Raw genomic sequence first — 18541 nt, forward strand, 5'->3', positions numbered from 1 at the left:
ACATCGAACCGCGCCTCCTGAAACTGGAGGCGACCGCTGATCGTGGCGCGTCGCAACGCGTCCGGGTGGTGAACGTTCGTGTCTACTTTCCGCGTTCGAGGACCAGCAAAGGATCGATGCGGACATCGAACCGCGCCTCCTGAAACTGGAGGCGACCGCTGATCGTGGCGCGTCGCAACGCGTCCGGGTGGTGAACGTTCGTGTCTACTTTCCGCGTTTGAGGACCAGCAAAGGATCGATGCGGACATCGAACCAGTTCATCCCCCAATGCAGATGCGGCCCCGTCGCGCGCCCGGTCGCACCGACGGCACCGATCACCTGGCCCGGTTCCACGCGATCCCCCACCTTCACGTCGATGCGCGATAGATGCAGGAAGTTGGAGCTGATGCCATGGCCATGGTCCAGCAACAGCGTGCCGCCGGTCAGGTAGAGGTCGGGGGCGGCGAAGGTCACCACGCCAGCGGCAGGTGCCTTCACGGGCGTGCCGTTCGGCGCGGCGATATCCATGCCGGAGTGCCCCGCGCCGGGTTGGCCGTTGTAGACGCGGGCATTGCCGAAACGACCGCTGATGCGGCCCTGGACCGGCCACTGGAAGGGCAGGGCGAAGTCGGCGCGTTCGTCGTCGCGTACACGCGCCGCGGTGACCAGCGCCTGTTCGCGCTGGATGCGCGCGGCGATCTCCGGCGGTGGATTGACCGTCTTGGGCGGCACGCCATTGACGTTCTCCACGGGCCAGTCACGTGGAGCCACGGTGATGCTGACGAATTCGCTGCGGCCAGAGGGCGTGGTGACGGAGACCTGCAGCGGGCCGGTTTCATCACGGCCCACGCCAAGCACCACCGTGCCGTAGCCCGTCGTGCGCAGCAGGCGGTCGCGATACCGCACCTGGCTGCCCGGCGGGACTTTGCCGAACACCAGCGCACCCTGCGACACGCTGCCCGGGAACACCACACGCTCTTCCTGCGAAACGGGTGCGGCGGGTGCCACATCCTGCGCGGCAACCAGGGGAATCCACCCCGCACAGACAGCGGCGAACAGCGCCGCGACCGCCAGCTTCAACGTGCGAACTCCAGGCGCTGGCCCACGGGTGTACCCACCAGGTGCTCACCGTTCCAGACCATGCGGCCATTGACCCATGTGGCGCCGACGCGGGAACGGAACGTGCGGCCTTCGAACGGCGACCAGCCGACCTTGGACAACACGTCCTCACGCTTCACGGTGAACGGCTCGTCGTCGATCAGCACCAGGTCGGCGAAGTAACCCTCGCGCAGATAGCCGCGTTCCTTGACGTCGAACAACTGCGCGGGCGCATGCGCGAACTTCTGCACCACGCGGGTCACGTCCATGCGGCCTTCATGCACCAGTTCCAGTGCGGCGACCAGCGCGTATTGCACCAGCGGCAGGCCGGAAGGCGCCTGCACGTATGGCTTTTCCTTTTCTTCCAGCGTATGCGGCGCATGGTCGGTGGCCAGCACGTCGATCACGTCGTCCACCAGCGCCTTGATCAGCGCCTCGCGGTCGCTGGCGTCCTTGATGGCGGGATTGCACTTGATCAGGTTGCCCAGCGCCGCATAGTCGGCGCGGTCGAAGCGCAGGAAATGGATGCAGGTCTCGGCGGTGATCCGCTTGCGCGCGCCGTCCGCATGCACCAGCGGGCCGGGCGTGAACAACGCCAGTTCGTCGGCGGTGGAGATGTGCAGCACGTGCAGGCGGGTGCCGTGCTTGCGTGCCAGCGACATCGCCAGGCGGGTCGACTTGATGCAGGCCTCGCGGCTGCGGATGTCCGGATGGTGCTCGGCCGACAGGGCATCGCCGTACCTGGCCTGGAACGCGGCCAGATTGGCGTCGATGATCGGCGTGTCCTCGCAGTGGGTGATGATCGGCGTGGGCGCCTCGCGGAAGATCGCGTCCAGTGTGTCCGGGTTGTCGACCAGCATGTTGCCCGTGGAAGCGCCCATGAACACCTTGATGCCGGGCGCGGTCTTCGGGTCCAGGGTGCGGATCGCCTCCAGGTTGTCGTTGCTGGCCCCCATGTAGAAGCCGTAATTGCCCCAGGCGCGGCCCTTGGCGCGCTGGTACTTGTCCTCCAGCGCAGCGGCGTCCAGCGTCGGCGGGCTGGTGTTGGGCATGTCCATGAACGTAGTCAGGCCTCCCGCCACGGCCGCTGCCGATTCGGTGGCCATGTCGCCCTTGTGCGGCATGCCGGGTTCGCGGAAATGCACCTGGTCGTCGATCATCCCCGGCAACAGCCAGCGGCCTGCGGCATCGATGACGGTATCGCCGCCCTGGGGCACGATTTCGGCGGCGATGCGGGCGATGCGGCCATTCTCGAAGCGCAGGTCACCCTCGGTGACGCGGCCCTCGTTGACCAGGCGGGCGTTGACGATGACGGTGGCGGGCATCAGTGGTTTCCTGTGCAGGAGTGGGGGAGGTCGGCGCCGTCCCGGGCAGGGACCGGGTCATAGCCACCGGGGTGGAGGGGGTGGCAGCGGCCGATCCGGCGCACCGCCAGCCAGCCGCCCTTCAGCGGGCCGAAGCGGCCGATGGCCTCCATGGCGTACTCCGAACAGGAGGGCACGAAGCGGCAGCGAGGCCCCAGCAGCGGACTGATGAGGCGCTTGTAGCCCTTCAGCAGCAGGATGAGCAGGCGGGCGAGCATGGCCCGATGATACCGCGTCGGGTTGCCGCTGCCTCCCGGGTAGGCTATAAAAGCGCGCTTTCCCGATGCTCGGGAAGAACAAGGAAGCGCTGTTCGTGGCTGCAAAGAAACCTGCGAAGAAGGCCGCCAAGGCCGCCAAGAAACCCGCTCAGACCGTCGCCAAGAAGCCTGTCGTGAAGAAGGCTGTCGCCAAGAAGCCGGCACCCAAGCCGGTGGCGAAGAAGGCGGCGCCGAAGCCTGCTGCCAAAAAGCCCGTCGCCAAGAAGGCGGCGCCAGCGAAGAAACCGGCTGCCAAGCCGGTGGCCAAGAAGGCGGCACCGGTCAAGAAAGCGGTCGCCAAGGCAACCAAGCCCGCAGTTGTCAGGAAGCCTACGCCCGCACCGGTCACCAAGGCGCCCGTCGCCAAGGCGGCCCCGGTGAAGGCGCCGGCCAAGGCCGCGAAGCCCGCTCCCAAACCCGCACCGAAGCCTGCACCGAAGCCGGCTCCGGCAAAGTCCGCCCCCACCGCGGCTGCGACCAAGACTCCCGTGCCGGTTCCCGCCTCCAAGGCGGCTGCCCCGGCCCCGGCGCCCGCCGCCAAGGTTCCGTCCCCCCCGAAGCCTGTGCCAGTCCCGAAACCGACTACCAAGAACGCCAAAGCCTCTACCTCCGTCGAAGCCCCCGTGAGTCCACGTCCCGCTGTTGCCCGCCCCGTGGGCAAGGTCGCAGTGGCCGTGGCCGCCCGGCCTGCGGCGCCGGTCGTGCGCGGCAAGGTGAAAGAAGTGCCCTACAAGACCGATGAAGCCACCGGTCGCCCGATCGTGCCGACCGGCTACAAGCCCTCGCCTGACGAGGAATACATGAGCACGTTGCAGCTGGAGTACTTCCGCCAGCGGCTGTTGCAATGGCGTGCCGACCTGGTCGAGGAATCCAAGCAGACCATCGAGAACCTCAAGGATGAAGTCCGCGACATCGGCGATGAGGCCGAGCGCGCGACGCGCGAGACCGAGAATTCGCTGGAGCTGCGTACCCGCGACCGCTATCGCAAGCTGATCGGCAAGATCGACAGCACGCTCAAGCGGCTCGAGGGTGGCGACTACGGCTACTGCGTCGATACCGGCGAAGAGATCGGTCTGGATCGCCTGGAGGCTCGCCTGACCGCCGAGCGCACCATCGATGCCCAGGAACGCTGGGAACACATGCAGAAGCAGCAGGGCGACTGAGTCCGGCGTCATCCGCATACCGAAAACCCCGCCTCGGCGGGGTTTTTTGTGCCCGGCGGAAGGCCTTGCCGGCTACTGCAGCTCGCGCAGGTCCAGCCGCCGCAGCCGCGGCGCTTTCCACGCGGTGAACCCGGCGACGGAGAGGATCGCGAAACCACCCACGATCACGGCAGGTACCAGCCCCAGCAATCTTGCCATCGTGCCGGCGTAGAACGCGCCCAGTTCGTTCGATGAGCTGACGAAGATGCCGTTGATCGACGATACCCGTCCGCGCATCTCGTCCGGCGTGGACAGTTGCAGGATGGTCGAGCGGACCACCACGGAAACGCCATCGCACATGCCGTAGAACAGCAGGATCCCCGCCGACAGCCAGAAGCTGCGCGACAGGCCGAAGGCGATGACGCTCAGGCCGAAGCCGGCCACCGCGAACAGCAGCACCCGCCCCGCGTGCTTCTGCAGCGGATGGCGCGCCAGCCACAGGCCTACGCAGACCGAGCCCGCCGCCGGCATCGCGCGCAGGATGCCGAGGCCCTCGGGTCCGTAGTGGAGGATGTCGTGGATGAAGGCAGGCAGCATCGCCACCACGCCGCCCAGCAGCACCGAGAACATGTCCAGCGCCATCGCGCCCAGCATGATCTGGTTGCCCAGCACGAAACGCCCACCCTGCGCGATGCTGGCGAATACCGGCAGGCTGACCGCCGGCGGTCCCGGTTCGTCCACGCGCAGCCGCGCCAGCACGATGGCCGCCATCAGCGCGAACACCACCGCCATCGCGTACGACAGCGTCTTGCCGCCAAAACCGACCAGCAGCCCGCCCAGCGCGGGGCCGGTGACCAGCGCGGCCTGGAAGATCACGCTGCCCAAGCCTGCGGCACGCACGAAGTCCTCGCGCGGCAGCACCTTGGCAAACAGCGCGTTGTAGACAGGACTGAGGAACGAGCGCGCCATGCCGGTCAGTGCGATGGCGGCGTAGATGGGCCACGTCCCCTGGAAGGGCAGCCAACCCGCAGAGACTGCCACCAGGATCACCGCCGTGGTCGCCAGTGCGCCGCAGGCGACCATGCCGATCCGTCGTCGTGGCAGGTGGTCGACCAGATAACCGGCGAACGGCGCCACGCAGAAGAACGGCAGTACTTCGGCCAACCCGACCAGACCCAGCGAGAACGGATCGCGGGTCAGTTCGTAGATGTGCCAGCCGACCGTGACCGCAACGATCTGGTACGACAACAGTGCGCAGATGCGGTAGGCCAGTACTGCGGAGTAGCCGCGGTTGCGCAGCAACGAGAAGGCGGAGCGGGACCCGGCTTCGCTCACTTGGCGTTGGCGGCCGTCTCGCGGATGAAGGCCAGCAACGACGCCAGGCCGTTGCTGCGCGTGGGCGAGAGATGCTTGGCCAGGCCGATGTCGGCGATGTAGTCGGGCGTGGCGGCCAGGATGTCGTCGGCCGATCGCCCCGAGTACACGCGCAGGGCCAGGAAGATCAGTCCGGACACGATGGCCGAATCACTGACGGCATGGAAATCGAGTTTCGTCGCATCGCCCTCGGGCACGATCCACACCATCGACTGGCAGCCGAGCAGGCGGTGTTCCTCCCGCTTCCACTCATCCGGGAACGCAGGCAGCTTTCGGCCCAGGTCGATCAGGTACTGGTAGCGTTCGGACCAGTCGCCGAAGAAGGCGAATTCGTCCTTGATGGCTGCCTGTGCGTCTGCGGCGGTGGGTTCAAGCGGGAAGATCGTGTTGGTCATGGGGTGAGCAAGCCTGGTTCAGAAGCCCCTCTCCCCTCGGGAGAGGGGTTGGGGTGAGGGTACGGCGGAGTCCTTATGGTGCCGACGTCCCGATCTCGCCGGACCCTCATCCGGCGCTTCGCGCCACCTTCTCCCGGCGGGAGAAGGAAGGAGCGGTTCACGCACGCTTCCAGCGTACGCCCTGCGGCGTATCCTCCAGCAGGATGCCTTCGGCCGCCAGCTGGTCGCGGATGGCATCGGAGCGCGCGAAGTCGCGGGACTTCTTCGCGGCGGCGCGCTCGTCGATCAGCGCCTGGATGCGCGCGTCTTCATCGGAGGATGTGCCGCGGCCGAACCATTCGGCGGGGTCCTGCTGCAACAGGCCGAGCACGAGGCCGGCGCCGAGCAACTCGCTTTTCAGGCGCTGCCGATCCTCTGGCGTCGTCGCCCTGCGGGCATCTGCGGCGATGCGGGCGACTTCGGCCAGCGCCTGCGGCGTGTTCAGATCATCGCTGAGCGCATCCTCGATGACCTGCGGCGTGAGCGGCACGACCTTGATCTCGCCCAGGTCGCGCAGCGTGCCGTACAGCCGGTCCAGCGTGTTCTTCGACTGTTCCACCAACGCGTCCGACCAGTCCAGCGGCTGGCGGTAGTGCGCGGAAAGCAGCGCGTAGCGCAGCGCTTCCGGCGGGTGCTGCTGCAACAGGTCATGGACCTTCTCGATGTTGCCCAGCGACTTGCTCATCTTCGCGCCACCGAAGTTCAGCATGCCGTTGTGCAGCCAGAAGCGGGCGAATGTCTTGTGCGAACCGTCGGCGTGCTTGTGTGCGCACTCGCTCTGGGCCACTTCATTCTCGTGGTGCGGGAATTGCAGGTCCACCCCGCCAGCATGGATGTCGATGGTCTCGCCCAGATGCGCAGCGGCCATCGCCGAGCACTCGATATGCCAGCCGGGGCGACCGATGCCCCACGGCGACTCCCAGCCCGGCAGATCCGGGGTGGACGGTTTCCACAGCACGAAATCACCGGGTTCACGCTTGTACGGCGCCACTTCCACGCGCGCGCCGGCAAGCATCTCTTCCGGGTCGCGCCGCGATAGCTTGCCGTATTCCGGGAAGCTGCCGACCGAGAAGAGCACGTGGCCTTCCGCGGCGTAGGCGTGGCCACCTGCGATCAGCTGCTCGATCATCGCGATGATGTGCGGGATGTGCGCTGTGGCGGCCGGTTCGATGTCCGGGCTGAATTCACCGGTCACGCCCAGGCCGGCCATGTCCTGCCGGTAGGCATCGGCGTAGCGATCGGTGATGGCCGAAATCGCCACGCTCAGTTCCTTCGCCGCCGCGTTGATCTTGTCGTCCACGTCGGTGATGTTGCGCGCGTAGCGCAGCGCGCCGTAGCGCCGGCGCAGCAGCGCGGCCAGCACGCCGAACACCACCGGCCCGCGGGCATTGCCGATATGGACGTAGTTGTAGACGGTGGGTCCGCACACGTACATCGTGGGGACGGGGCCGAGTGGTTCGAATTCCTCGACCCGGCGGGTGAGGTTGTTGTGCAGGCGCAAGGTCATGGAGGCGGGGCAGGAGAGAGCCGGTCGATTCTACCTTCTGCGCCGGGACTGGGGTCGGAGCGGTTTCATGGCGCCGATGTTCAGCCCCACTCAAGGCGCGGTCCCTACACTGTGACACCGGGATACCACTTTCAGGCCACATGCACCGCCTCCGCTCCGCCCTTTTCCTGTCCTGCCTGCTGTTCGCCGCGTCAGCCATGGCGCAGGAGCGGGTGATCCCGGCGGAGAACGTCCGCCTGGACTATGCGCAGGTGCTGAGCGTGGAGCCGGTCTACCAGACGTTGCGGGCCAGCCGCACCGAACAGCGGTGTGACGAAGTGCCGGCGCCGAAACCCGAACAACCTGTCGAGGAAGACAGTCGCTGGTCGAGGGTGGTCAGCTCCGTGCGCGGATGGTTCGGCAGTGACGAGGCCGCAGAGCCACCGGTAGCGCCCCCGGTCCCGACGGTGAAGGTCAACTGCCGCATGGTGCCCGTCGAGCGTGAGTTCCAGCGGCCCATCGCCTACGACGTGGATTACATCTACAAAGGCGTGAAGTACCGTTCGCGTCTTGCCGAGGATCCTGGCAACCGCCTGCGCATCCGGGTTTCCGTGGCGCCTTACACGCCGCCGCTGCAGCCGTCGGCCAGTACGCCCTGATCCAGCGCCCACCGAAAGAAGCCTTGCGCTGCGCCGCAGCACATGCGAGCATTCGCGCCCATGAAGATGAACGCACACGCCCATGCTGACAGCGCGGCCCGCCAGGCCTCGAGCATGACGTCGCGTGCGCGTCGACCGGAATCCTGCATCTAGCTGGGTACCCCGGACGTCGTCGCCTGTTCACCGGAAACCCAGCCAGAGGCTGGGTTTTTTCGTTTCCGACACCCGCAATGCCACATTCCCGAAACCAGGATGCCGTAATGAAGCACTTCTTGAACACGCAGGACTGGAGCCGCACCGAGCTGGACGCACTGCTGACGCAGGCCGCGCTGTACAAGCAGCACAAGCTGGGCGACGCGCTGAAGGGCAAGTCGATCGCGCTGGTGTTCTTCAATCCGTCCATGCGTACCCGCACCAGCTTCGAGCTGGGCGCGTTCCAGCTGGGCGGCCACGCGGTGGTGCTGCAGCCAGGCAAGGACGCATGGCCCATCGAGTTCAACCTGGGCACGGTGATGGACGGCGACACCGAGGAACACATCGCCGAGGTGGCGAAGGTGCTGGGCCGCTACGTGGACCTGATCGGCGTGCGCGCCTTCCCGAAGTTCGTCGACTGGGCCTATGACCGCGAGGACATCGTGCTCAAGTCGTTCGCCAAGTACTCGCCGGTGCCGGTGATCAACATGGAAACGATCACCCACCCCTGCCAGGAACTGGCCCATGCGCTGGCGCTGCAGGAACACTTCGGCACGTCTGATCTCCGCGGCAAGAAGTACGTGCTCACCTGGACCTACCACCCCAAGCCGTTGAACACCGCCGTGGCCAACTCCGCGTTGACCATCGCCACGCGCATGGGCATGGACGTCACCCTGCTGTGCCCCACGCCGGACTATGTCCTGGACGAGCGCTACATGGGCTGGGCCGAGCAGAACGTGGCCGAAAGCGGCGGTTCGCTGACGATCAGCCACGATACGGACAGCGCCTATGCAGGCGCCGACGTCGTCTACGCCAAGAGCTGGGGCGCGTTGCCGTTCTTCGGCAACTGGGAGCCCGAGAAGCCCATCCGCGACCAGTACAAGCACTTCATGGTGGATGAGCGGAAGATGGCACTGACCAACAACGGCGTCTTCAGCCACTGCCTGCCGCTACGTCGCAACGTGAAGGCCACCGACGCCGTGATGGATTCGCCGCAGTGCATCGCCATCGACGAAGCCGAGAACCGCCTGCATGTGCAGAAAGCCATCATGGCCGCGTTGATCAAGTAGGGCGGGCCTCGGCCCGCCACTCCGACCAGACACACCAACCCGGTGGGCCAAGGCCCACCCTACGAGACTTCAAGATGACGACCCCCCCCGAATCCAAAGACATCGTCCTCGCCTTCTCCGGCGGCCTCGACACCAGTTTCTGCGTGCCCTATCTGAAGGAGCGCGGCTGGAACGTGCACACCGTGTTCGCCGACACCGGCGGCGTGGATGCCGAAGAGCGCGCCTACATCGAACAGCGCGCCGCCGAGCTGGGCGTGGCCAGCCATGTCACCGTCGATGGTGGTCCGGCGATCTGGGAGGGCTTCGTCAAGCCGTTCGTGTGGGCGGGCGAGGGCTACCAGGGCCAGTATCCGCTGCTGGTGTCCGATCGCTACCTGATCGTCGATGCCGCGCTGAAGCGCGCCGCCGAACTGGGTACCAACGCCATCGCGCACGGCTGCACCGGCATGGGCAACGATCAGGTGCGCTTCGACCTCGCGGTGAAGGCCAGCGGTGACTACCGCATCGTGGCGCCGATCCGTGAGATCCAGAAGGAGCACACCCAGACCCGCGCCTACGAACAGGCCTACCTGGAAGAGCGCGGCTTCGGCGTGCGCGCCAAGCAGAAGAGCTACACCATCAACGAGAACCTGCTGGGCCTGACCATGTCCGGTGGCGAGATCGACAAGTGGGAAGCGCCGGGCGAGGGTGCCCGTGGCTGGTGTGCGCCGCGTGCCGAGTGGCCGGTGGAGCCGTTGCGTGTCACGGTCGGCTTCAAGAACGGCGAAGCGGTCAGCCTGAATGGCCAGCCCGTCGCCGGTGCCGCGCTGCTGGCAAAGTTGAACGCGCTGTTCGCGCCTTACGGCGTGGGTCGCGGCGTATATACCGGCGATACCGTGATCGGCCTGAAGGGCCGCATCGTGTACGAGGCCCCGGGCCTGATCTCGCTGCTGGCCGCGCACCGCGCGCTGGAAGAGACCGTGCTGACCAAGCAGCAGAACCGCTTCAAGCCCGAGATCGCGCGCAAGTGGGTGGAACTGGTCTACGAAGGCTTCTACCACGACCCGCTGAAGGCGGATCTGGAGGCGTTCCTGCAGTCCTCGCAGGCCACCGTCAACGGCGAGGTGGTGCTGGAGACCCGTGGCGGCCGCGTCGATGCGGTGGCGGTGAAGTCCCCGCACATCCTCAATGCCAAGGGCGCGACCTACGCGCAGTCGGCGGACTGGGGCGTCGAGGAAGCCGAGGGCTTCATCAAGCTGTTCGGCATGAGCTCGACCCTGTGGGCCGAGATCAATCGCTGAGTCTTCAGGAAAAGCCCTGCCGTCATTCCAGCGCAATCTGGAATCCAAGTTGATTCTGCCTCGGATGCTTCAGAGGCAAGAGCAAGATGGATCCCGGCCTTCGCCGGGATGACGTCTGACACGATGACGGTCCACGGACACTACTCGCCATGCTGCAAGCCGTTCTGCAACACCTCGAAAAACTGGTGTCCTTCGACACCCGCAATCCCCCGCGCGACATCGGCACCGACGGGATCTTCGATTACCTGCGCACGCAGTTGCCGGATTTCCGCATCGAAGTGACCGACCACGGCGCGGGTGCGGTGTCGTTTTTCGCCGTGCGCGGGCAGCCGAAGCGTGTGTTCAACGTGCACCTGGATACGGTGCCGTCCTCGCCCGCGTGGAGCGCCAGCCCGCACGTGCTGCGCATCGAGGGCGATCGTGCGATTGGCCTGGGCGCCTGCGACATCAAGGGCGCGGCGGCGGCATTGGTCGCGGCGGCACAGGTGACACAGGGAGATGCCGCGTTCCTGTTCACCACCGACGAAGAAGCGAACGATGCGCGTTGCATCGCCGCCTTCCTGGCGCGCGACCATGGCTTCGGCGAGGCGATCATCGCCGAACCGACGCAGTGCCAGGCTGTGCTCGCGCACCGCGGCATCAGTGCGGTGCGCATGGCGTTCAAGGGGCAGGCCGGGCACGCGTCTGCCGAGAACGCGCTGTCGCTCAGCGCGCTTCACAATGCGATGCGCTGGGGCACGTCGGCGCTGGATTTCGTGCAGGACCAGCATCACCTGCGCTTCGGTGGACTGACCGGCCTGCGCTTCAACATCGGACGGGTCGAAGGCGGTATCAAGGCCAACATGATCGCGCCCAGCGCCGAAGTCCGTTTCGGCTTCCGCCCGCTGCCGTCGCAGGACATGGACCAGCTGCATGCGACCTTCCGCAGCTTCGCCAATGCAGAGGCGCTGGCCGAGTACGAAGAGACCTTCCGCGGCCCATCGCTGCCGTCCGGCGATGTCGCCCGCGCCGAAGAACGTCGCCTGGCCGCGCGCGACCTGGCGGACGAACTCGGCCTGCCGATCGGCAATGCCGTGGATTTCTGGACGGAGGCATCGCTGTTCTCGGCGGCGGGGCTGACAGCGTTCGTGTACGGCCCCGGGGACATCGCGCAGGCGCACACGGCGGACGAGTGGGTCTCGCTGGAGCAGTTGCAGCGGTATGCCGAGAGCGTGGTCCGGATTCTCGAATGACAACGTAGGGCGGGCCCAGGCCCGCCATTTGGCATCAACGACGGTGGGCCAGGGCCCACCCTACGAAAGCAAGAAAACATGGAATCGAACAAGCAAACCCGCCAGACCATCATCCGACTACTGTCCAGCATGGCCAGCGCGAAGGAGATCTCGCAGTACGTCAAGCGCTTTTCGCAGCTGGACGCCAAGCGCTTTGCCGTGGTCAAGGTCGGCGGTGCGGTCCTGCGCGACGATCTGGAAGCGCTGACGTCCTCGCTGACGTTCCTGCAGGAAGTCGGGCTGACGCCCATCGTCGTGCATGGTGCGGGGCCGCAGCTTGATGAGGAAATGACCGCCGCCGGCATTACCAAGCAGACCGTCAACGGCCTGCGCGTCACCACGCCGGAAGTGCTGGCCATCGTGCGCAAGGTGTTCCTGCAGCAGAACCTGGCGCTGGTGGAAGCGCTGCAGCAGGTCGGTGCGCGTGCCACGTCGATTGTCTCTGGCGTGTTCGAGGCCGAGTACAAGGACCAGGCCACCTATGGCTTGGTCGGTGACGTCACCCGCATCAACCAGGCGCCGATCGAAGCCAGCATGAAAGCCGGCTCCATTCCCGTGATCGCCAGCATGGGCGAAACCGTCGGTGGCCAGATCCTCAATATCAACGCCGACTTCGCCGCCAACGAGCTGGTGCAGGTGCTGCAGCCGTACAAGATCATCTTCCTGACCGGTACCGGCGGCCTGCTGGATGCGGAAGGCCGGGTGATCGATTCGATCAACCTGTCCACCGAATACGACGAACTGATGTCGCAGCCGTGGATCAACGGCGGCATGCGGGTGAAGATCGAGCAGATCAAGGACCTGCTGGATCGGTTGCCGCTGACCTCGTCGGTGTCCATCACCAAGCCGGCGGAACTGGCCAAGGAGCTGTTCACGCACAAGGGCTCCGGTACGCTGGTCCGGCGCGGCGAACGCGTGCTGCGCTTCGAGGGCTCGTGGGAGGGTGTCGATTTGCCGCGCCTGCGTACGCTGATCGAATCCAGCTTCGGCCGCACCTTGTTGCCCGACTATTTCGAGCGCACCGCGCCTTACCGCGTGTATGTCAGCGAGAACTATCGCACTGCGTTGATCCTGACGCAGGAGGAGGGTTTCGCCTACCTGGACAAGTTCGCCGTGCTCGACGACGCGCAGGGCGAGGGGCTGGGTCGGGCTGTCTGGCATGTCATGCGCGAGGAGAATCCGCAGCTGTTCTGGCGTTCGCGCCACAACAATGCGGTCAACATCTTCTATTACGCCGAGTCTGATGGCTGCTACAAGCAGGAGAAGTGGAAGGTGTTCTGGTACGGCATCGCGGATTTCGGCGACATCGAGCGTTGCGTGGTCCATTGCCGCACGCGATTGCCGACGCTGAAGGATTGACATGGCGAACGCCTTTCTTCCCGCCGCGTGGCAGCAAGTCCCCGTCCTGATGGGGCGCCATGCGCGGCTTGAGCCGATGTCGCGCGACCACGTCGACGGGCTGCGTGCCGCGCTGGCAGGCGATGAGCTGGCTGCGCTGTGGTTCACGCAGGTGCCCAAGGCGGCGCACGTCGAGCACTACGTCGAGGCTGTGCTGGCGGCGCAGGCCGACGGTCGCGTCCTGCCGTTCGTGGTGCGTGACGCGGATGGCCGCATCGTTGGAAGTACGCGCTTCTACGGGCTGGAAGCGGACGTGCCCAAGCTCAGCATCGGCTACACCTGGTACTCGCCCGATGTGCAGCGCACCGGCGTCAACACGGAAACCAAGCTGCTCCTGCTCACCCATGCTTTCGAAACATTGGGCTGCATCAGCGTGGTGTTCGAGACCAGCTGGTTCAACTACCGCTCGCGCTCGGCCATCGCCCGACTGGGCGCGAAGCAGGACGGCGTGCTGCGCAACCACAAGCGCCACACCGATGGCTCGCCACGCGATACCGTCGTCTTCTCGATCATCGACGGTGAATGGCCGGCGGTGAAACGCAACCTGCTGGCGAAGCTGGCCCGGCACGAACAGGATTCCCCATGAGCACCACCAAGACCGTCGGCATCGTCGGCGCCCGCGGCCACACCGGCGCCGAGTTGATCCGCCTGATCGCCCGCCATCCGCACCTCAAGCTGGTGTTCGTGTCTTCGCGCGAGCTTGACGGGCAGAAGGTCAGCGATCATATCGAAGGCTTCGCCGGCGAGCTGTGCTACGAGAGCCTGAGTCACGAACAGGTCGGTGCGAAGGGTGCCGACGCGGTGATCCTGGCACTGCCCAACGGCAAGGCGGCCGAACTGGTGGCGGCCATCGACGCGCAGGCGCCCGACACCATCGTGATCGACCTGTCGGCGGATTTCCGCTTCGACGAGCGCTGGTACTACGGTCTGCCGGAACTCACTCGGCGGAAGTACGCCGGCCAGAAGCGCATCAGCAATCCCGGCTGCTACGCCACCGCCATGCAGCTTGCCATCGCGCCGCTGCGCGACCGGCTGGCCGGTCCACCGCAGTGCTTCGGCGTGTCCGGCTATTCCGGCGCGGGCACCACGCCGTCGGACAAGAACAATACAGATCTGCTTCGCGACAACCTTATGCCGTACGCGCTGACCGATCACATGCACGAGCGCGAAGTCAGCCGCCAGCTCGGCGTGCCGGTCGAGTTCATGCCGCACGTGGCGCCGCATTTCCGTGGCATCACCATGACGGTGAACCTGTGGCTGCAGCATGCAGCGAAGGTGGAAGACATCCGCGCGCTCTATCGAGAACGCTATGCGCATGAGCCGCTGGTCCATGTCCTGGACGAAGCGCCGTGGGTCAGCCGCATTGCCGGCAAGCATGGCGTGGAGATCGGTGGCTTCACCCTGGCTCCCGGCGGCAAGCGCCTGGTCGTGGTCGCGACGCTCGACAACCTGCTCAAGGGCGCGGCGACGCAGGCGATGCAGAACCTCAACCTGGCGTTCGGGTTCGACGAACTGGCAAGCATTCCGCAGGAGACGAAGGCATGAGCGACCTGTTGTGGCAGAAGCCCGGCGTGGCGGTGGACGCGGAGATCCAGCGTTTCCTGGCCGGCGATGACGTGGTGCTGGACCGCGAGTTCTTCCTGCACGACATCCAGGCCAGTGCCGCACATGCGGAGGGCCTGCAGCGTATCGGCATCCTGTCGGGCGACGAGTTGGTGGGATTGAAGCGCGAACTGGCACTGCTGGCGGAGGACTTCCAGCGCGGCGACTTCGTGCTGGATGAGCGTTTCGAGGATGGCCACTCCGCCATCGAGGCGCGGCTGACCGAACGCCTCGGCGATGCCGGCCGCAAGATCCATACCGGACGCAGCCGTAACGACCAGATCCTGGTGGCCACGCGCCTGTGGCTGAAGGAAAAGCTGGCGCGTGTGGCCGTGCTGTCGCGCGAGGTCGCCAAGGTCGCGCTGGACCGTGCGCAGGCCGAGCGCGATCTGCCGATCCCTGGCTACACCCATATCCAGCGGGCCGTGGTGTCTTCCGCGGGCATGTGGTGGGCGGGCTGGGCCGAGGCCTTCATCGACAACACCGTGCGTGCGCGCGACACGCTGAAGCTGGTCGACGCCAATCCGCTCGGCACCGCCGCCGGTTACGGCGTCAACCTCAAGCTCGACCGCGAGCACACCACGATGGCGCTCGGCTTCGCACGCATGCAGGTCAGCCCGATCTACGCGCAGCTGTCGCGCGGCAAGTTCGAACTGGCCGCGCTGGAAGCGCTGGGCGGCGCTACGCTGGACCTGCGCCGCATCGCTTGGGACCTGTCGCTGTTCACCAGCGCCGAGTTCGGCTTCGTCGCGCTGCCGGCGCAGTACACCACCGGCAGTTCCATCATGCCGAACAAGCGCAACCCCGACGTCATCGAGTTGATGCGCGCCACCCACGCCAGCGTCGCCGCCGCGCGTACCGAGATCGAACAGCTGCTGTCGTTGCCCTCGGGTTACCATCGCGACCTGCAGGCCAGCAAGGGCGCGATCTTCCACGGGTTCGGACGCGGATTGCCGGCGCTGGAGCTGCTGCCGGCGCTGCTGGCGAACCTGGAGTGGCGCGAAGACAGGCTGCGTGCCGCGATTGATTCCGGCATGTACGCCACCGACGTCGCCGTCGAAGCCGCGGTGGCCGGTGTGCCGTTCCGCGAAGCCTACAAAGCGGCCGCGGCGTCCGCGGACAGCGCGGGGCAGGGCCGCACACCAGAAGGCAGCCTCGCCGCGCGCGTGTCGCCCGGCGCCGCTGCCGATCTGCGTCTGGATGAACTGCTCGTCCGCTGGGATGCGCTATGACGCGCTACCTTGTCATGGCGATGCGCCGTCCTTCGTTCGACGATGCCGTGATCGCGCCGCACCTCGCGTTCCTCGACGAACTGCGCGCCGCCGGGCAACTGGAGATGACCGGTGGCTTCAGCGACAAGACGGGCGGCGCCTACGTGCTCGTGAATGTCGTCTCGCTGGATGAGGCGAAGGCGATCGCCGCGCGCGATCCCCTGGCGCTGACCGGCACCTCCGATCTCACCGTGTACGAATGGAACACCCGCTGAGCTGACACCATGACCCTCGCCACGCCGCCGCTGTTCACCGAACAACCGTTGCCGGCCTGGCGTCGCGCCGTGCTCAAGGTGGGCAGCAGCCTGCTGGCGGCGGAAGGCGAGGGGCTCAGTCCTCGCCATGCGCTGAACCTGGCGCAGTTCGTGTCGTCCAGCGTCGCTGCCGGGCGCGAAGTGGTGATCGTTTCCTCCGGCGCGGTCGCGGCCGGACGCGGCCTGCTGCACCGCAAGCCGCAGGCGGGCGTAGCCATGGCCGAGCGTCAGGCACTGGCGGCGCTGGGGCAGGCGCAGCTGATCGCGCTGTGGCAGCGTTTCTTCGACCGTCCCGTGGCGCAGGTGCTTCTGACCCATGACGACCTGCGCAACCGCCGCCGCTACCTCAACGCGCGTGCGACGCTGCAGGAGTTGCTGGCGTTGGGCGCATTGCCGGTGGTCAACGAGAACGACACCGTTTCGGTCGACGAGCTCAAGCTGGGCGACAACGACAACCTGGCCGCGGTCGTCGCGGCGCTGATCGACGCGGATGCGCTGTTCATCGCCACCGACATCGATGGCTTCTATACCGCCAACCCGCGCACCCAGGCTGATGCGCAACCGATCCTCGACGTGGAGGCGCTGACGCCGGCGTTCTTCGCCATGGCGGGTGGCGCCGGCAGCGGTGTCGGCACCGGCGGCATGCACACCAAGCTGGAGGCCGCAGCCAAGGCGGCGGCGGCCGGCATCGAGACGTTCCTGTTCAATGGCACGCAGGCCTCGACCCTGTCCGCGCTCGCGCGCGGCGCATTGCTCGGCACGCGTTTCCGGCCGGCGCAGAACCGCCTGGCCGCGCGCAAGTACTGGCTGCGCAACGTGCCGGTGGAAGCCGGCGCCATCGTGGTCGATGCCGGTGCGGCGAACGCGATGGGACAGAAGGGTGCGTCGCTGCTTCCGGGCGGCGTGACCACGGCGGAAGGCGATTTCCGCCGTGGCGACATGGTCGAGCTGGTGCTGCGTGACGAGACGGGCGACCGCCGCATCGCGCGCGGCGTCAGTCAGTACTCGGCGGTCGATATCCGCCGCATCGCGCGGCGCCATTCGCGCGATATCGAAGGCATACTCGGTTACACCTATGGCGAAAACGTCGTGCATCGCGACGACCTCGTCCTGGTGTGAACTCGAACACGGGATCCGCATGACCGGCGCCATCACCCAGCAAGCCCTGCAGTGCCGCGATGCGGCGACGTCCATCGCCACGTTGTCCACGCAGGCGAAGACGGCCTTGCTGCGCGCGATGGCCGATGCGCTGTTGGCCGACGAAGGCGCGATCTTGGCCGCCAACGCGCGCGACCTGGAGGCTGCGGCGGCAAAAGGAATCGGCAGCGCCATGCTGGACCGCCTGCGTCTGGATGCGGTACGCCTGCAGGGCATCGCCGCCGCCGTGCGCGAAGTCGCGGAGCTTCCGGATCCGGTCGGCCAGGTCACCCGCGCCTACGACCGGCCCAGCGGGATCCATGTCGAACGCGTGCGCGTGCCGCTGGGCGTGATCGCGATGATCTACGAGGCGCGCCCCAACGTCACCGCGGACGCGGCGGCGCTGTGCCTGAAGGCCGGCAACGCCGTCATCCTGCGCGGCGGTTCGGAAGCGATCCATTCCAACACCGCCATCGCGGCGTCGCTGAAGCGGGCACTGCGCGAGGCCGGATTGCCCGAGGCCGTACTGACCCTCGTGGAAGACCTGCGTCGCGAGACCATTCTCGAACTGATCCAGTTGAACGACATCGTCGACCTGGTGATCCCGCGCGGGGGCGAGGGGCTCATCCGTTTCGTCGCCGAACACGCGCGCGTGCCGGTGATCAAGCACTACAAGGGCGTCTGCCACCAGTACGTGGATGCCGGCGCCGACGAGGACCTGGCGCTGGACCTGCTGCTCGACGGCAAGGTGTCGCGCCCATCGGCCTGCAATTCGCTGGAGACGCTGCTGGTCCATCGCGACCTCGCGCCGACGTTCCTGCCACGCGCCGTCGCCGCGCTGCGCGCACGGGGCGTAGAGGCGAGGGTGGACGAGCGCGGGCGGACCTGGGTGCCGGATGCGCCACTGGCGACCGGGGAGGACTTCGCCGCCGAATTCCTCGACCTGGTGATCGCGGTCGGCGTGGTGGACGACCTGGAGGCCGCCATTGCCCACATCCGCCGCCATACCTCCGATCACACCGAAGTCATCGTGACCCGCGATCCCGCACACGCGGAGCGGTTCCTCAATGCATTGCGGTCGGCCGTGGTGATGGTCAACGCCTCCTCACGCTTCTCCGATGGCGGCGAACTCGGGCTGGGTGCGGAGATCGGCATTTCGACCACCCGCTTGCATTCCTACGGGCCCATGGGTCTGGAAGCGCTCACCATCGAGCGGTTTGTGGTACGCGGCGAGGGGCAGGTGCGGCACCCGGACCTGCTCTGATAGTGTCGA

The 18541-nt window shown here is 66.6% G+C and carries 18 protein-coding genes; 12 read left to right on the forward strand and 6 right to left on the reverse strand.

Going from position 1 to position 18541, the window contains the following annotated elements; genetic code table 11:
- Nucleotides 1-204: 204 nt before the first annotated feature.
- From FB548_RS12830 to yidD, 3 genes are read right to left on the reverse strand one after another with little or no spacing between them, the layout of a single operon-like run.
- Nucleotides 205-1011 carry a M23 family metallopeptidase gene (locus FB548_RS12830; RefSeq protein ID WP_255470570.1) on the reverse strand — a complete coding sequence of 269 codons (807 nt, stop codon included), beginning with the start codon at nt 1009-1011 and terminating at the stop codon, nt 205-207.
- A gap of 44 nt (nt 1012-1055) precedes the next feature.
- On the reverse strand, nt 1056-2402 hold the full coding sequence (locus tag FB548_RS12835; protein ID WP_142125180.1) for a dihydroorotase: 1347 nt from the start codon (nt 2400-2402) through the stop codon (nt 1056-1058).
- Nucleotides 2402-2659: a membrane protein insertion efficiency factor YidD gene (yidD, locus tag FB548_RS12840; RefSeq protein WP_142125181.1), complete on the reverse strand. Its 258-nt coding sequence runs from the start codon at nt 2657-2659 to the stop codon at nt 2402-2404. Before yidD ends, FB548_RS12835 begins: the two co-directional genes overlap by 1 nt.
- A gap of 95 nt (nt 2660-2754) precedes the next feature.
- Here yidD and dksA point away from each other — a divergent pair, with 95 nt between their 5' ends.
- Nucleotides 2755-3861, forward strand: coding sequence for an RNA polymerase-binding protein DksA (gene dksA / locus FB548_RS12845; RefSeq protein ID WP_142125469.1), 1107 nt, complete (start codon nt 2755-2757; stop codon nt 3859-3861).
- Between the two features lie 72 nt (nt 3862-3933).
- Here the strand turns inward: dksA and FB548_RS12850 are convergent, their stop codons facing one another.
- The 3 genes from FB548_RS12850 to cysS all read right to left on the reverse strand — a co-directional run bounded on the left by FB548_RS12850 (nt 3934) and on the right by cysS (nt 7155).
- Nucleotides 3934-5175, reverse strand: a complete 1242-nt coding sequence (locus FB548_RS12850) for an MFS transporter (RefSeq protein WP_142125182.1) — start codon at nt 5173-5175, stop codon at nt 3934-3936.
- Nucleotides 5172-5609, reverse strand: a complete 438-nt coding sequence (locus FB548_RS12855; RefSeq protein ID WP_142125183.1) for a SufE family protein — start codon at nt 5607-5609, stop codon at nt 5172-5174. Before FB548_RS12855 ends, FB548_RS12850 begins: the two co-directional genes overlap by 4 nt.
- 157 nt (nt 5610-5766) lie before the next feature.
- Nucleotides 5767-7155, reverse strand: coding sequence for a cysteine--tRNA ligase (cysS, locus tag FB548_RS12860; RefSeq protein WP_142125184.1), 1389 nt, complete (start codon nt 7153-7155; stop codon nt 5767-5769).
- 140 nt (nt 7156-7295) lie between these two features.
- Between cysS and FB548_RS12865 the strand changes: the two genes are divergently transcribed.
- The 11 genes from FB548_RS12865 (at nt 7296) to FB548_RS12915 (ending at nt 18532) form a co-directional block, all read left to right on the forward strand.
- Entirely contained in the window at nt 7296-7793 is a 498-nt protein-coding gene (locus tag FB548_RS12865) for a hypothetical protein (protein ID WP_255470547.1), read from the forward strand.
- Nucleotides 7794-8053: 260 nt separating this feature from the next.
- Complete coding sequence (locus FB548_RS12870; RefSeq protein WP_142125185.1) at nt 8054-9055, forward strand: N-acetylornithine carbamoyltransferase; 1002 nt, start codon at nt 8054-8056, stop codon at nt 9053-9055.
- A 74-nt stretch (nt 9056-9129) separates the two neighbouring features.
- Nucleotides 9130-10335, forward strand: coding sequence for an argininosuccinate synthase (locus tag FB548_RS12875; RefSeq protein ID WP_142125186.1), 1206 nt, complete (start codon nt 9130-9132; stop codon nt 10333-10335).
- A 149-nt stretch (nt 10336-10484) separates the two neighbouring features.
- Nucleotides 10485-11567, forward strand: coding sequence for an acetylornithine deacetylase (locus FB548_RS12880; RefSeq protein WP_142125187.1), 1083 nt, complete (start codon nt 10485-10487; stop codon nt 11565-11567).
- A 78-nt stretch (nt 11568-11645) separates the two neighbouring features.
- Entirely contained in the window at nt 11646-12965 is a 1320-nt protein-coding gene (locus tag FB548_RS12885; RefSeq protein WP_142125188.1) for an acetylglutamate kinase, read from the forward strand.
- A gap of 1 nt (nt 12966) precedes the next feature.
- Nucleotides 12967-13590: a GNAT family N-acetyltransferase gene (locus tag FB548_RS12890; protein ID WP_142125189.1), complete on the forward strand. Its 624-nt coding sequence runs from the start codon at nt 12967-12969 to the stop codon at nt 13588-13590.
- Complete coding sequence (argC, locus tag FB548_RS12895) at nt 13587-14549, forward strand: N-acetyl-gamma-glutamyl-phosphate reductase (protein WP_142125190.1); 963 nt, start codon at nt 13587-13589, stop codon at nt 14547-14549. The genes FB548_RS12890 and argC overlap by 4 nt, the downstream gene beginning before the upstream one ends.
- Nucleotides 14546-15838 (forward strand): argininosuccinate lyase, encoded by a 1293-nt coding sequence (argH, locus tag FB548_RS12900; RefSeq protein ID WP_142125191.1) that lies wholly within the window; start codon nt 14546-14548, stop codon nt 15836-15838. The genes argC and argH overlap by 4 nt, the downstream gene beginning before the upstream one ends.
- Complete coding sequence (locus tag FB548_RS12905; RefSeq protein ID WP_142125192.1) at nt 15835-16092, forward strand: YciI family protein; 258 nt, start codon at nt 15835-15837, stop codon at nt 16090-16092. Before argH ends, FB548_RS12905 begins: the two co-directional genes overlap by 4 nt.
- Nucleotides 16093-16101: 9 nt before the next feature.
- Nucleotides 16102-17250, forward strand: coding sequence for a glutamate 5-kinase (proB, locus tag FB548_RS12910; RefSeq protein WP_142125193.1), 1149 nt, complete (start codon nt 16102-16104; stop codon nt 17248-17250).
- A gap of 19 nt (nt 17251-17269) precedes the next feature.
- Nucleotides 17270-18532 carry a glutamate-5-semialdehyde dehydrogenase gene (locus FB548_RS12915; protein ID WP_142125194.1) on the forward strand — a complete coding sequence of 421 codons (1263 nt, stop codon included), beginning with the start codon at nt 17270-17272 and terminating at the stop codon, nt 18530-18532.
- Nucleotides 18533-18541: the final 9 nt, after the last annotated feature.

The sequence above is a fragment of the Pseudoxanthomonas sp. 3HH-4 genome (assembly GCF_006716465.1).
GTDB lineage: Bacteria > Pseudomonadota > Gammaproteobacteria > Xanthomonadales > Xanthomonadaceae > Pseudoxanthomonas_A.

What these genes read in the sequence shown, in the direction of transcription:
- FB548_RS12835 (WP_142125180.1), bottom strand. Translation starts at nt 2,402, where the DNA reads ATGCCCGCCACCGTCATCGTCAACGCCCGCCTGGTCAACGAGGGCCGC.
- yidD (WP_142125181.1), bottom strand. Translation starts at nt 2,659, where the DNA reads ATGCTCGCCCGCCTGCTCATCCTGCTGCTGAAGGGCTACAAGCGCCTC.
- FB548_RS12855 (WP_142125183.1), bottom strand. Translation starts at nt 5,609, where the DNA reads ATGACCAACACGATCTTCCCGCTTGAACCCACCGCCGCAGACGCACAG.
- cysS (WP_142125184.1), bottom strand. Translation starts at nt 7,155, where the DNA reads ATGACCTTGCGCCTGCACAACAACCTCACCCGCCGGGTCGAGGAATTC.
- FB548_RS12865 (WP_255470547.1), top strand. Translation starts at nt 7,296, where the DNA reads ATGCACCGCCTCCGCTCCGCCCTTTTCCTGTCCTGCCTGCTGTTCGCC.
- FB548_RS12870 (WP_142125185.1), top strand. Translation starts at nt 8,054, where the DNA reads ATGAAGCACTTCTTGAACACGCAGGACTGGAGCCGCACCGAGCTGGAC.
- FB548_RS12875 (WP_142125186.1), top strand. Translation starts at nt 9,130, where the DNA reads ATGACGACCCCCCCCGAATCCAAAGACATCGTCCTCGCCTTCTCCGGC.
- FB548_RS12880 (WP_142125187.1), top strand. Translation starts at nt 10,485, where the DNA reads ATGCTGCAAGCCGTTCTGCAACACCTCGAAAAACTGGTGTCCTTCGAC.
- FB548_RS12885 (WP_142125188.1), top strand. Translation starts at nt 11,646, where the DNA reads ATGGAATCGAACAAGCAAACCCGCCAGACCATCATCCGACTACTGTCC.
- FB548_RS12890 (WP_142125189.1), top strand. Translation starts at nt 12,967, where the DNA reads ATGGCGAACGCCTTTCTTCCCGCCGCGTGGCAGCAAGTCCCCGTCCTG.
- argC (WP_142125190.1), top strand. Translation starts at nt 13,587, where the DNA reads ATGAGCACCACCAAGACCGTCGGCATCGTCGGCGCCCGCGGCCACACC.
- argH (WP_142125191.1), top strand. Translation starts at nt 14,546, where the DNA reads ATGAGCGACCTGTTGTGGCAGAAGCCCGGCGTGGCGGTGGACGCGGAG.
- FB548_RS12905 (WP_142125192.1), top strand. Translation starts at nt 15,835, where the DNA reads ATGACGCGCTACCTTGTCATGGCGATGCGCCGTCCTTCGTTCGACGAT.
- proB (WP_142125193.1), top strand. Translation starts at nt 16,102, where the DNA reads ATGACCCTCGCCACGCCGCCGCTGTTCACCGAACAACCGTTGCCGGCC.
- FB548_RS12915 (WP_142125194.1), top strand. Translation starts at nt 17,270, where the DNA reads ATGACCGGCGCCATCACCCAGCAAGCCCTGCAGTGCCGCGATGCGGCG.